Source organism: Limisphaera ngatamarikiensis (assembly GCF_011044775.1).
Classification (GTDB): domain Bacteria; phylum Verrucomicrobiota; class Verrucomicrobiia; order Limisphaerales; family Limisphaeraceae; genus Limisphaera; species Limisphaera ngatamarikiensis.
The window spans coordinates 1-14,030 of the sequence record NZ_JAAKYA010000017.1 but is presented as its reverse complement, the minus strand read 5'-3'; the positions used below and the strand labels follow the sequence as shown (position 1 = coordinate 14,030).

General features: G+C 63.7%; 6 protein-coding genes. 3 read left to right on the top strand and 3 right to left on the bottom strand.

Annotated elements, in window-relative coordinates:
• Positions 1–4: 4 nt before the first annotated feature.
• Together G4L39_RS03385 and der are read left to right on the top strand one after the other, a co-directional pair.
• Entirely contained in the window at positions 5–1,021 is a 1,017-nt protein-coding gene (locus tag G4L39_RS03385) for an ROK family protein (RefSeq protein WP_240893768.1), read from the top strand.
• Positions 1,022–1,130: 109 nt separating this feature from the next.
• On the top strand, positions 1,131–2,648 hold the full coding sequence (gene der / locus G4L39_RS03380; protein ID WP_165105920.1) for a ribosome biogenesis GTPase Der: 1,518 nt from the start codon (positions 1,131–1,133) through the stop codon (positions 2,646–2,648).
• Between the two features lie 91 nt (positions 2,649–2,739).
• Here the strand turns inward: der and G4L39_RS03375 are convergent, their stop codons facing one another.
• The 3 genes from G4L39_RS03375 to G4L39_RS03365 form a co-directional block, all read right to left on the bottom strand.
• Positions 2,740–3,699: a DMT family transporter gene (locus G4L39_RS03375; protein ID WP_276607521.1), complete on the bottom strand. Its 960-nt coding sequence runs from the start codon at positions 3,697–3,699 to the stop codon at positions 2,740–2,742.
• 1,255 nt (positions 3,700–4,954) lie between these two features.
• Positions 4,955–6,892, bottom strand: coding sequence for a tRNA uridine-5-carboxymethylaminomethyl modification enzyme MnmG/GidA (locus G4L39_RS03370; RefSeq protein WP_165105917.1), 1,938 nt, complete (start codon positions 6,890–6,892; stop codon positions 4,955–4,957).
• A complete protein-coding gene (locus tag G4L39_RS03365) occupies positions 6,870–8,411 on the bottom strand; it encodes a glucose-6-phosphate isomerase (RefSeq protein ID WP_165106022.1) in 1,542 nt (513 codons plus the stop codon). Before G4L39_RS03365 ends, G4L39_RS03370 begins: the two co-directional genes overlap by 23 nt.
• A gap of 584 nt (positions 8,412–8,995) precedes the next feature.
• On the opposite strand from G4L39_RS03365, the gene smc reads away from it, so the two are divergent.
• Complete coding sequence (gene smc, locus G4L39_RS03360) at positions 8,996–12,832, top strand: chromosome segregation protein SMC (protein ID WP_165105915.1); 3,837 nt, start codon at positions 8,996–8,998, stop codon at positions 12,830–12,832.
• Positions 12,833–14,030 lie beyond the last annotated feature (1,198 nt).

Here is a 14,030-nt window from a genome sequence, read left to right as displayed (position 1 = left end):
GACCATGGCCCTCACGGAACAGTCCCACTGGATCGGCGTGGACCTGGGAGGCACCAAAATCCTCGCCGGCGTGTTCGACGCAAACCTGAAACTGCTGGGGACGGCCAAGGTGAGCACACGGGCCGAGCGCGGTCTGGATGCGGTGCTGGAACGCATCGAACGGGCTGTCCGGGAGGCCCTGGAAACAACCGGAATCCAATTAACCCAGGTCCGTTCCATCGGCATCGGAGCGCCGGGGGCCGTGGACGCAGACCGGAGTACCGTGGTTTTTGCTCCGAACCTGCCCGGTTGGCGCAACGTGCCCCTGGGCCGGCGCCTGAGCCGAGCCCTCAACCGTCCCGTGTTCGTGGGCAACGACGCCAACGTGTGCACCCTGGGCGTTCACGAGGTGGAGCTGCGGGCACGGCCCCGTCACCTGGTGGGGGTGTTTGTCGGCACCGGTATCGGAGGCGGACTGATCTTCAACGGTGAACTCTACGAAGGCGCATCCCATACCGCCGCGGAAATCGGCCACATGGTCCTCGAGGTGAACGGACCCAAATGCGGCTGCGGCAACCGGGGCTGCTGGGAGGCCCTGGCCAGCCGTACCGCCATCTACCGGCGCATCCGTGAAGCGGTGGCCGCTGGTGAAAAAACCGTCCTGACCGAATGGCTGGGCACCGACCTCGAAGACCTCCGCAGCAACGAACTCCGCAAGGCATGGCAACAGGGGGACAAACTCGTCCGACGCATCCTGTTGCAAACTGCCGACTACCTCGGCCTCGGCATCGCCAGCCTGGTCAACCTGCTCAACCCCGAAATGGTCGTGCTGGGCGGCGGCCTGATCCAGGCCCTCCAAAGCGAACTCATGCCCCGCATCGCCGAGACCGCCCGAAGCCGCATCATGCCCGGCAGCGAACGCGCCCTCACCTTGATGGCCACAAACCTGGGCGACGACGCAGGCATTACCGGCGCAGCCGTGCTCGCCCGCCGGGCCCTGGAAACCAGGGGCAACCCCACCGGCAAACAATCCAGATCTTAACCGCCCGCTCGCCGGTCCTCCAACAAACAGCGTCCGCCACTCAAACCCCGAACGCGTCGGGCCGCCTTTCGACTTTCGCAGCCCGTCGGCCCGGCCCAGATTGATGGCCATGTCGCAAACCATCGCCATCGTGGGGCGTCCCAACGTCGGCAAGTCCGCCCTGTTTAATCGCCTGGCCGGTCGCCGCATCGCCATCGTGCATGATCAGCCGGGGGTGACCCGCGACCGCGTCAGCGCCGAGGTCGAATGGCGCGGCCGGCCCTTCACGTTGATCGACACGGGCGGCATCGGCCTTCGCCCAGGTGAGAAAACCCACGACATCCTCGTCGCCGCCACACGACAACAGGTCGAACTGGCCGTGCAATCCGCCGCGGTCATCTTTTTCGTCGTGGACATTCGCGAGGGACTCGTGCCGCTGGACGAAGAACTGGCCGAGTGGCTCCGAGCCAGCGGCAAACCCGTACTCGTGGTCGCCAACAAGGCCGATACCCCCGAATGGGATGCGCAAACCGTCGAGTTCGCCAAACTCGGATTCGACCGCGTCTTTGCCGTCTCCGCAGAACACGGCCGCGGGTTGGAACCCCTCATGCGCACCGCCCTCGCCCTCCTGCCGCCCCCGCCCGCAACCGGACCCGAAGAACAAAGCCCCGAAACCGACGCACCCCTGAAACTGGCCATCGTGGGCCGACCCAACGTCGGCAAATCTTCCCTCGTCAACGCGTTGATCGGCTCGGCACGCGTCATCGTCAGTCCCATACCCGGCACCACCCGCGACGCCGTGGACGTACCCTTCGAAATCGACGTGGAAGGCCGGAAGGAACGCTACGTCCTCATCGACACCGCCGGACTCCGAAAACGACGCAAGATCCACGACGACATCGAATTCTACAGTGTCACCCGCGCCGAAGGTTCCATCCGCAGGGCCGACATCGTCCTGTTCGTCCTCGACGCCGAGGCCGGCATCCTCGAACAGGACAAAAAAATCGGCGGGCTCATCGTGGAAGCTGGCAAACCCTGCGTGTTGCTCGTCAACAAATGGGACCTCTTCCAGGAAATCGTCCAGAAGGAGTGGGAAAAAAAACGCGCCGCCGCACGCACACGTCATCAACCCGAACCCCCGCCCGATCCGCTCCAAATCTTCGGTTCCTGGGTCCGGGAAAAGCTGTTTTTCCTGGACTACGCACCGGTCATTTTCACCTCCGCAGTCACCGGGTTCCAGTTGGACCGCGTCCTCGAAGCCGTTCGATACGTCTCCGCCCAGATGCGCCAGACCGTCCCCACCGCCCTGTTGAACCGTACCCTGCACGACGCCGTCGAACGTCACCCGCCCGTCAGCAAGGAAGGTCATCGCATCAAGTTCTTCTACGCCACCCAGATCAGTCACACACCCCCAACCTTCCTCATGTTCGTCAACCGGGACGAGGATTTCTCCGAGCCTTACAAAAAGTACCTCGTGGGCGAACTGCGCAAGGCCTTCGGATTTGAAGGCTGCCCCATCGTCCTCATCCCCAAACCCCGACCCCAAACCGTACCGCCCATCCGAACTCGAACCGGCAAAGCCGCCGGCAAGCACGTTAAGGAACCCCAATCACCTCCCCGCTCCCGACGCAAACCATCGTCGCGGTGATCCGCCCGAAAGAACCGCCCAACCGGGGGCTCGCTTTCCCGACCCTTCTTCAACCTTCAAGCCGGCGCGCCGGCCGCACACGCCCCAGCCCTCACCCGTGACCAGCACCGGGCGAAGCCCCCGCTTCCCCACCCGTGACACCCGTTGCACCGCATTGCTGCCCCGCCCCTGCCCGTCCGGGCAACCGGATCTGCCGCGACAGCCCGATCCCCACTCCCAACAAGATCACCAAACTCCCCCACAAATGACCCCAATGCGGCCGTTCACCCAACGCAACCGCGGCAATCAACACCCCCAACACCGGCTGCAAAAACACCGTCAGCACCGCCACATTCACCTCCGCCTCCCGTATCACGTAAAACCACGCCACGTACCCGATCACCGTGCAAATCACCGACAGATAAAGCATCACCCACCAACCCTCCACGGGAAGGGCCATGGCTGCATGCCAGGCCGCAGGCCCCTCCCAAACAAGATTCGCCAGGCTCCCCGACAACAACGCCACCGTCACCACCCTGGCCATGCCCCACCGACCCAACAACGGCTTGCCCATCACCGAATAGGCCGCCTCACACGCAAACGAGGACAGGAACAACGCATTGGCCCACAACCCCGGCAAACGAAAGTCGGGACGCCACACCTCCGCCATCACCAACACCCCCAACAACCCCAGCCCAAACCCGATCCACCGCCGCGGCCCAATCCGCTCCCGCAAAAACCAGGCCGCCGCAATCGAGGTCACCAGGGGCTCCAACGCCATCAACACCGCGGCATCGGTCGCCCCACCCAACTGAACTCCGGCCACTTGCAACCGCGGCGCGAAACAGAACACGATCACCCCCATCACCACCGTCCGCAGGAAGTCCTGTCCCCGGGGCGCCGATCCGGGCAACCATGGCCAGCACACGCCCAGGAGCCCGGCAGCCAGGCTGTATCGCAACGTCGCAAGGGCCCCGGCATCCAAATGCGGCGCCAGCCCTTTGAAAGCCGAGTACGTCCCGGCCCAAAAGGCGTTCATCACAATCAACAACAGTAAATGCGCCGGCCGCATGAACCTGCCCGCGCAGCTAACCCGGTCCGACCCACCGGAAGCAAGCCCTCAGAGCACGCCGGCAGCGCCCTTGCCCCACCCCGTGGGAATGACCGCGCGGGACAGATCAACCACCCCGAAGCCGACCTGAGCCGACCCTTTCGACAGACGCCCCCGCACCGCTGCGCCGCCAACCCCGGTTGCCCCCCACTTGCTAGCCCAAAGACGCATCCATAGGGGCCCCCACCGGCGGGTTTTGCACCGATCCATGAGCGGCGGCAACCGGGACCTGCCCCGCGCCGCGTAACGGCACTCCAAATCCGACGTCGGTGCTGAACCAAACCCTTCCCGGCCGGGGAGCTGACTGCACTACGCACAACTTCTGTGGATCCGGAATTCGATCCGGACTGCTGGCAAGTCTTTCGGCTTCTCCGTTGGACCCGCCCGCGCAAGATCGACACACGCTGCAACCTTCCACGTTATCGCGGAGCCCTTCGACACGGGGTTCTTTGTTCCCGCCGGTCAGCAGGGCCTGCGTGGTCGGCAACCCACTCCACGCCAATGTCCTACATGGCGCTGCCCAGATGACGAGGAGTCTCGGTTGGGTGCCTGAGGCAAGGATTGGCGCCCGGGGCCGTAACCGGCCTCCGAACCAATAACGCCCTCAAACCCGAATCAGCTTCAGCGGAATCAAGCAACGCAGCTGCCCGTTTGAGCAGCCAACGGGCGCATTTTTCGGCTGCTCTCCTTGCTTGGCCGGCGTCCGTTATCGATAACTACGACCGGAGCCAGCAAATATCGGCACGGTCACAATGCCCAAGTTTGAGCTACCCATTGGTCCGGCTCAGCCTGTGCAAGTGACCGGTAGCTCTGGTCGGCGGCAAGTACAGGTTCTGCCGGTGTCGGCCGGCAAACTGGAGCAGTGAATGCCGCCCAAGACCGCAGGCGCGTCAACGGCTGAGTGCTGCACCTCAAAAGCGAACGCCGCCGGCCAGAAGTGGCCGTTTGGAGGGGCCTGCAGCGCCCAAAGCACCTCAGCGGTAGGCGCCAGGTTGCCCTGACCTTCCCTTCCCGGGCCAACGCTCAAACCCTTCCTACAACAGCAGGTTTCTTGAAACAGCGCCCCTTTTGGCCCCCAGCCGGTGCCAAGTAGTAACGGATTCCCTCCTCGGGCGAGCCTCAGAGAACCCGCGTCCAAGAGCACGGGATGGCGGCCCCCTTAACACGGAACAACGCTGCGCGCGCGGAGCTTGCGTTGGCTGCAAATAGACCCACACTACCGGATTTCCACAGCATTGGACCTGGCCATTCCGTAGCGACGCAACCAGACCGCCAGAATGGCCACGTCAGCCGGCGAGACCCCTGAGATCCGCGCCGCCTGTCCCAAGGTCCGAGGCCGAATGGCAGAAAGCTTCTGGAGCGCTTCTTTTCTGAGTCCGGTCACCGTGCGATAGTCGAAATCTGATGGTATCTGTTTGTCTTCCAGCGACTTGAAACGCTCCACCTCTTGCAGTTGCCGTTGGATGTAACCGGCGTACTTGGTCTCCACCTCCACCTGATGGATCACCTGTGGGTCGAGATCGGTGCGGGCACCCGGCAGGTCTTGGTAACGGACTTCAGGTCGGCTGAGAATCTGCGCCAAGGTGAGCGATCCGTGTCGGGTTGTCTGAAGCCGCTGCAACTCTGCCTTGATGGCCTGATGCTTGGCCTCCACGCGGGCATACCGATGCCGGGGGAGCAGCCCGACCTGGTAACCAATGGCGGAAAGTCGAAGGTCGGCATTGTCCTGCCGGAGCAAAAGTCGGTACTCGGCCCGGGAAGTAAACATCCGATACGGTTCCGAGGTCCCTTTGGTGACCAGGTCGTCGATCAGCACGCCGATGTAGGCTTGATCACGTCCCAAGGTAATGAGTGGCCGACCTTTGGCGCGCAGGGCGGCATTGATTCCGGCAATGATCCCCTGCCCGGCGGCTTCTTCATATCCGGAAGTGCCGTTGATCTGACCCGCAAGGAAAAGTCCCCGGCAAACCTTGGTCTCAAGGTACGGGGTCAACTGGGTCGGGGGCGCATAATCATACTCGACCGCATAGGCCGGCCGGAGCATGACCGCGTTTTCGCAACCGATGACGGTCTTGACCAATTGAAGCTGCACGTCGAATGGCAGTGAGGTGGAGAGGCCATTGACGTAGATTTCCTCCGTGTGCGCACCTTCCGGCTCCAAAAAGATCTGGTGGCGCTCCTTGTCGGCAAACTTGACCACCTTGTCTTCGATCGAAGGACAATATCGAGGCCCAACCCCCTGAATCACGCCACTGTACAAGGGAGACCGATGCAAGTTGGCCCGGATGATTTCGGCCGTGGCCTGCGTGGTGTAGGTGATGTAACAGGGGAGTTGCCCACCCAGCTGGGCAAGGACCGATCCCGGCGGATACCGATCACTGGCCGAGCGCCAAGGGAACCGTACCACAGAATGTTCCACGTGGAACAATTCATCCGTCCAATGCGAAAACCACGGAACCGGTTCGTCGCCCGGCTGCACCTCCGTCTTGGAGAAATCAATGGAAGAGCGCAAAAGACGCGGCGGGGTGCCGGTCTTCATTCGACCCAGCTCCAAGCCCAGCCGCTTCAAGGACTCGCTGATCCCCAGAGCAGGTTTGTCTCCAGCCCGACCCCCTGGAATCTGCGCCGGGCCAATGTGCATCAAACCGCGCAGGAACGTCCCGGTGGTGACCACCACGCTCTTCGCCGCGTATTCGATTCCCAACGTGGTCCGAACCCCAACAATCTCCCCACCTTCGGCCACCAGATCCGATACCTCGGCCTGCATCACATGCAGGCCTTCCTGCCGCTCGCAAACCCATTTCATCCGGAACTGGTAGGCCTTTTTGTCGCACTGAGCCCGCGGTGCCCATACAGCCGGGCCTTTCGTGGTGTTGAGCATGCGGAATTGGATGCCGGTCATGTCCGTGTTGATGCCCATCTCCCCGCCCAGGGCATCCACTTCCCGTGCCAGGTTGCCCTTGGCCAGGCCACCGACCGCGGGATTGCACGACATCTGGCCTACGGAGTCCGGATTCAGAGTCAGCAATAGGGTCGAACATCCCATGCGCGCCGCAGCCAGGGCAGCTTCAATCCCTGCGTGGCCACCCCCGATCACGATCACGTCGTACCGGGTCGGGTACCGAAAGTATTCAGATGGCGCGGAAATAGACATGCTCCCTTACAGGCAACAACTGAATCCCACTGGCCGGGTTCTGCGACAGCATCCAACAAAGTTCTCGAACTTCCTCAAGTTCTTGGGTTGCTCCCACCCTTGCCGCCAAATCCTCAACCGTCCATGGCCATCCTCGATGCGACCGAAATTGGTCCAGCAAACGGTTCTCCAAGCCGATGATCTTTTCAGAGGCCTTTTTACCGGCTTCAACGCCGGGCTGATGATACGCGTTAATGTTGATGAGCGACGCGTACAGCCCAACCGCCCGCTCGTACAGGGCAATCAAGCAACCGATCGTGAATGGGGAAAGTGTCTCCACGTAAATGCGAATGACCCCCCGCCCCTTCTCCGCAATGGCCCGTGCCGTGCCCGAGCAAAAACTGTGCAGGTAATCGCCCGCCCCCACGCCGGTATCCATCAACACGGGCGGGCCGTCCTGATGTCGGAGGACTTCGATCAAAGTCACGAAGAAATTGGGCAACCCGTCTCTAAGTTGTTGGACATAAGAGTGTTGATCAGTTGTCCCCTTGTTCCCAAACACGGTCAGGCCTTGGTGCACCACCCGGCCGTTCCTGTCCAACTCTTTGCCCAACGACTCCATGACCAGCTGCTGGAGGTACTTGGCCAGCAGTTCAAGTCGGTCTTTGTAAGGCAGCACAACCATGTCCTTGGCACCGCGCCCATCACCGGCGAAATGCCAAGCAAGCGCAAGGGCAGCAGCAGGGTTCGATGTAACGTTATCAGAGCGAGTTATGACGTCACATGACCTCGCCCCCAAGAGTAGTGTATCGATATTGATGCCTTGAAGAGCCGCAGGTAGTAAGCCCACAGCCGAAGTCTCACTCGTGCGGCCACCAACCCAGTCCCACATCGGAAACCGAGCCAGCCAACCACATTCCTCGGCCTCGCGATCCAATCGACTGCCCCGCTGGGTAATCGCAACCACATGCCGGGCAAAATGCAACCCCTTGTGGGCATACGCCACCTGGGCACGGTACATCCCGTTGGCAGTCTCACGGGTTCCACCTGACTTGGAAATCACCACGCAAAGCGTTCGACCCAGCTCAGGCCCCAGTTGCCCCAACACCCGCTCCATCCCGTCGGGATCGGTATTGTCAAAAAACCACGGCCGCAACCGATCATAACGCGGGTCTCCCAGGGCATGCGCCACCATCTGCGGGCCAAGGGCCGACCCGCCGATCCCGATCACCAACAGGTGCCGGAACGGACCCTCCTCTCCACGCACGGCACCTTCGTGGACAGCCCGGGCGAAACTCTTCACGTCCTGCACGGTTTGGCGGATTTCATGCCGGATCTCTTCGCTGGGGGCCAGGTCCGGGTTCCGCAGCCAGTAGTGACCCACCATTCGGTTTTCGTCCGGGTTGGCGATGGCACCAGCCTCCAAGGCCCGCATCTCCGCAAAGGCCCGATCAAAAGCCGGTTGCAACCGCTCCCGATACGAAGCAGGGATCCGCATCCCGCGCAGATCCAGCGTCAGACCGAGTGCGGGAAACGTCATCACTTCGCCTTCAGCTGCCCCGGGCCAAAACGCACAGGCCCAACCCGACTGATGCAACGGTGCCGTATTCTTCATGCAGGCACGCACATATACCACGCAGGGACAACGCCCTCAAATCAGGAGCGGCCCCGCAACGGGATGCCATCGCGTCCCAGACCGTCCCCGCACGGACACCGGCACCGCCCTCGCGCGCCCCAAAAACGCCAATCGAGTCGCCGATGAACCTCAGTGCGTCCGGCCCGGAGAACCCAACGGCCGCTCCAAATCGTGCCATACCCCAAGCGGGGTCCGAACGCGAGAAAGGGCAGGGGACCATTTCACCACCGGCCTTTCCGATGTGGGCAATCCCCTCGAGCCGGGACATCGACAGCACCCGGGCACAAAACGGGACTGGAACTTTCTGCGCGCCGGGTGTATAAAAGAGGCCGTTGACAGTGATTGACGCAAGTTTTGGCGGTTGAGGGCACAATTGTAAAGATCGGTTCCTCCCCTCAATAGCTTGTGCTCCGACAACAACCGAACCCCAGCGTATTGTGTGTTTGCGCTTTACGGGCTGGGGCAGGTCTGATTCGCTAGGGCGGCGCATGTACCTGAAGAGTCTGACGTTGTTGGGGTTCAAGTCCTTCCCGGAGAAGACGACCCTGAACTTTCAACCCGGGGTCACGGCCATCGTGGGGCCGAACGGCTGCGGCAAGTCGAACGTGGCTGACGCCATTCGCTGGGTTTTGGGGGAGCAATCGGCCCGGGCCTTGCGCGGGACGGAGATGGCCGACGTCATTTTCAACGGGACCGACCTGCGCAAGCCCATGGGCATGGCGGAGGTCTCGCTCACGTTGGGCGGCGTGGATGAGGCCCGGCTTCGGGCTGCAGGGTTGAATTTGGACTACCACGAACTGACCATCACCCGACGCGTCTACCGCGACGGCGGCAGCGAGTATTTTCTCAACCGCGTACCCTGTCGGCTCCGCGACATTCAACAACTCTTCGCCGGCACCGGCATCGGTCGCACCAGTTACAGCATCATGGCCCAGGGCAACATCACACAGGTGTTGTCCAGCAAACCCGAGGACCGACGCCTGGTGTTCGAGGAAGCAGCCGGCATCACGCGCTTCAAAGCCCAGAAACGCGAGGCCCTGCGGAAACTCGAGGCCACGGAACAGAACCTTCTGCGCGTTTCCGACCTGATCCGGGAGGTCAAACGTCAAATCGGCTCACTGCAACGTCAGGCCGGCAAGGCGCGTCGGTACAGGGCGTTGCAGGCCGAGCTGCAGCATCTGGAAACCCAGCTGGCCCGGCACCAGTACGATGTCTGGCTCGCAGAGTTGCAGGAGACGGAACGCTCATTGTCGGCCTGCCAGAACGCCATGGCAGAGGCCGAAGCCGCCGTTCAACAGGGCGAATCCACGCTGGCCGCACAACGGGAAGCCCTGACCGAACTCCTGAACACACTCACCCGGCTGCAACAATCTGCCGCGGCCATCAAAGCCGCCATCGAACAGCGCGAACAGCAAATCGCCTTCAACGAACAAAGAATCCGTGAGCTGGTGGCCCGGGATGAGCAGGCGTATGCGGAGCTGGCCCGGTTGGAAGAGCAGCAGCGGGTGACCGAGGAGGCCCTGGCCACGGCCCGGCGGGAATGGTCCGAAGCGCGTCAGGCCCTGCAACAACACGAGGCCACGCATCAACAACAACGCGACGCTGTCCAGGCCATCGAGGAGGAACTCCGAAAACACCAGGAACTGCTCCGGCAGGCCCAAACTCAGGCGATGTCGCACGCCCAGCACCTGGCACGGCTCCGCAATGCCCTGCATCAGCTGGAGATCCAACAACAATCCCGCCTGGCCCAGCAGGAGAAACTTGCGGCCGAAAAGGTCCAGCTCGAAACCGAGCGGGAGCGTCTGGAGGCACGGCTGGCCGAATTCGAGTCGCAGGTCGCCCGGGAAAAGCAGGACGCCGAACTCCGGCGTCGCACCGTGGCCGAGCGACAGCAGCGGTTGCGGGAGGTCCAGGACGAACTGGCCGTCGCCGCCGCCCAGGTGGACAAACTCCTCCAAACCCAGGCGGGCGTGCGCTCGCGCCTGCGCGTGCTCGAACAACTCGAGGAAAGCCGGGAAGGTTACGACCCCGGTGCGCTGGCGGCCCTGCGCCGATCCCGCGAGGTGCTCGGGTCCCTGGCCGATTACATCCGCGTGCCCGATCCCTACGTCGTGGCCATCGAACAGGCCCTGGGGCACCACCTGCAACTGGTTCTGACCGAACACCCCGAAGCCGCCCAGGGCATCCTGGCCGACCTGGTCCGCAACAAGGCGGGTCGGGCCAGCATCGCCGCACTGGCCATCGGCCCACGCGCACCCGTGGATGAGTCCGGTCCCACCAGCGATCCCGCACAGCCCGCCCGGGAGGGGGTCGCCCCACCGGCCTCCGACCCTGCCGGAGGTCTGACCCGCGCACTGGACGTGATCGAAGCCGACCCCCGCGTCCAGCCGCTGTTGCGTTCCCTCTTGGGCCGAACGTTCATTGTCCCCGACCTGGCCACGGCCACCGCCCACCTCTGCAATGGCCAGACAGGGTGCGATTTCGTCACCCTGCAGGGCGAGCTGCTCAATCGCCACGGCATTTATACCGGCGGATATCTCAACGGGCAGGGGCAGGGCAGGGGACCGGCCTCCATTCTCGGACGCAAAAACCAGATCGCCGAACTGCGGGCCGAGCTGGCCCGCCTGGACGAAGCCGTCGCAGCAGCCGGACGTCGTCGCGGCGAACTGGCCAGCGAGCAAACCGCCCTGCAGGCCGGCCTCCAGGAGGCGCAGTCAGAGCTCCGTCGTCAGGAGGTCGCCATCGCGGGCCGCGAAGGCGAGCTTCGCGCCCTGCACAACGCGCGTCAGATCCTGGCACGCAAGCTGGAGACCGTCATTTACGAGTCCGAGTCCCTCCACCGGCAATTGGAGGAGGCCGCCCAACAACGCGCCCAATTGACCCACCAGGTCGCTGCCGCCGAACAACGCGAAGCGGAGATCCGCAACCGCGTGGAAGAATTGACCGCCCGCGTCGAAGAACTGCGCCGCGAGCGCGACCGGGCACAGACAGCCCTCAGTGATGCGCGGGTGGCTTTGGTGGCCGGACAACAACGCGTGGCGGCCATCGAACAACAACTCACCACCCTCCAGCAACGCCTGCAGGATCTGAGGGCCCGCGCCGAACGTTGCCGCCAGGACATCGCCACAAGCGTGACCCGCAAGGAACAAGCCGAGCACGAAATCCAGCTCGCGCGCCAGGAACTTCTCCAACTGCAATCGGATCGCGCCCGGCTCAACGACGAACTGGCCGCCCGCGAACAGGAACGTACCCGGCTCGAGACCGCCATCGCACAGGCCGAGTCCGACCTCCGGTCCGCGCGCCAGCGATGGGCCGCCCTCCAGGAGGAACGCAACCGCCTCGAGATCGAGCGCACCCAACACCAGTTGCAGATCGACAACCTCTGCCGCCGGATCCAGGAAAAGTATCAGCTGCGCCTCCAGGACGTCCGCAGCGAATGCATCACCATCACCTATGCCGATGAAGGACCCGCCCGCGTCCAGGTTCTAACCCCGGAGGAAATGGCCCGGGCCGGCCTGGCCACCGACTGGGACGCGGTTGCCCGCCAGGTCGAGACCCTCCAAAAACGCCTCGAGGAAATGGGCGCCGTCAACCTCGTGGCCATCGAAGAATACGAAGAAGCCGAGCAACGACACCAGTTCCTCAGCCGCCAGTACGAGGATCTCGTGCAGGCCAAGGCCCGTCTCGTGGACGTCATCCAACGCATCAACACCGAAACCCGGCAGATGTTCCTGGAGACCTTTGAGCAGATCCGGCGCAACTTTGCCGCACTCTTCACCGAGGTCTTCGGCGGGGGCAGCGCCGACCTGCGACTGGTGGACGAAAACGATGTCCTGGAGTCCGGCATCGAAATCCTGGCGCGACCCCCCGGCAAGAAACTCCAGACCATCAGCCTCCTGTCCGGCGGCGAACAAACCATGACCGCCGTCGCCCTCCTGTTCGCCATCTATCAGGTCAAACCCAGCCCGTTCTGCGTGCTGGACGAATTGGACGCGCCGCTCGACGAGGCCAACATCACACGGTTCCTCCGCATCCTCCAGCGGTTCCTCGACCACTCCCAGTTCATCATCATCACCCACAACAAGCGCACCATCAGCATGGCCGACGTGCTCTACGGCGTGACCATGGAAGAACGGGGCGTCAGCAAGATCGTCAGCGTCCGGTTCCGTCGCGAGGATACCCCGAGCCCGGCCCTCAACGATTCCACCCCGCAGCAACCCGGGGCCGACACCGAGCCCGGCCCGGTGGATCTCGACCGGCAAGGGAACCCCGACGACCACCAGGGATCACCCCCGGAACCCGCGCTTGCCGAAGCCGCGCCCTGACAGGTGCACCGGTGCGGGCACCTGAAGGATCACGACCCTTGGTTGCTCGAACCTACCCGGCCGCCCGTCGCCCCAGCGGTTTCCTCCGCAACCACGCCCCGGGCAAACCCGGCCGCCGCACGGGCCATCAGCAACGCCCGCTGCCCGCGTCACAGCCTCTCAACCAAGCTGCACCGCCGCAGGCACCGATCGGCAACCGCCCTCGCGAGCTCCGAATGGCCGGAAGGGACGGCGCCCCCGCCGTCCGCAACAATACCGGGCACAGGGGACTGTGCCCCTTCCACAAGGTCCCATGGGAGGGACCGCGTCCTCGCGGTCCGCAAGCAAAGGCAGACCCCAGGGCCCGTGCCGAACCTGCAGCGCGACCTAATGGCCGGGTGCTCTTCCGAGCTTCGACAGGTCGGGAGAGACGGCGTCCCCGCCGTCCGCAGGAGTATCGGGTGCAGAGGACTGTGCCCCTCCCACAAGGCCCCATGGGAGGGACCGCGTCCCCGCGGTCCGCAAGCAAAGGCAGACCACGGGCGTCTCTACGGAACCTGCAATCACACCCGATGGCCGGGTGCCCTTGCGAACTCCGCCAGGTCGGGGAGGGACGGCGTCCCCGCCGTCCGCAGGAATCTCGGGCACAGAGGACTGTGCCCCTCCCACAGGGTCCGTTGGGAGGGACCGCGTCCTCGCGGTCCGCAAGGAAAGGCAGACACCGGGGCCCGTGCCGAACCTGCAGCGCGACTCAAACGGCCAGTACCCTTGCGAGTTCGACAGGTCGGGGAGGGACGGCGTCCCCGCCGTCCGCAGGAATATCGGGCACAGAGGACTGTGCCCCTCCCACAGGGTCGGTTGGGAGGGACCGCGTCCTCGCGGTCCGCAAAAATATCGGCCACGTAGGACCATGCCCCTCCCGCGCCATAGCCACGTTGCTGGGTACCGTGCGGATCGGCCGGGCCGGGATGGGCCGCATCCTGGCGGTCCACTTGAAGGCGACTGTGAAAGCCTGCCGGTCGCAAGCAGGTACCGGCCACCCGACTTGTTGCGGCCGGAAAAGGCTGGATAAGGCTTTGCCGGACACCAACTGCCGCCATGGAGCTCTGGACATGCTTTGTGCGCTCTCTTTTGGCCGTTCTCCGTGTCCTCTGTGTCTCTGTGGTTGAGCCCCTCCATGCCTCTGGACCGACCGGACCGGCTGCAGGGGGAGGTGCGG

Bases quoted from the DNA above. Each gene is read 5' to 3' on its own strand.
- der (WP_165105920.1), top strand. From the start codon at position 1,131: ATGTCGCAAACCATCGCCATCGTGGGGCGTCCCAACGTCGGCAAGTCC.
- G4L39_RS03385 (WP_240893768.1), top strand. From the start codon at position 5: ATGGCCCTCACGGAACAGTCCCACTGGATCGGCGTGGACCTGGGAGGC.
- G4L39_RS03370 (WP_165105917.1), bottom strand. From the start codon at position 6,892: ATGTCTATTTCCGCGCCATCTGAATACTTTCGGTACCCGACCCGGTAC.
- smc (WP_165105915.1), top strand. From the start codon at position 8,996: ATGTACCTGAAGAGTCTGACGTTGTTGGGGTTCAAGTCCTTCCCGGAG.
- G4L39_RS03365 (WP_165106022.1), bottom strand. From the start codon at position 8,411: ATGACGTTTCCCGCACTCGGTCTGACGCTGGATCTGCGCGGGATGCGG.
- G4L39_RS03375 (WP_276607521.1), bottom strand. From the start codon at position 3,699: ATGCGGCCGGCGCATTTACTGTTGTTGATTGTGATGAACGCCTTTTGG.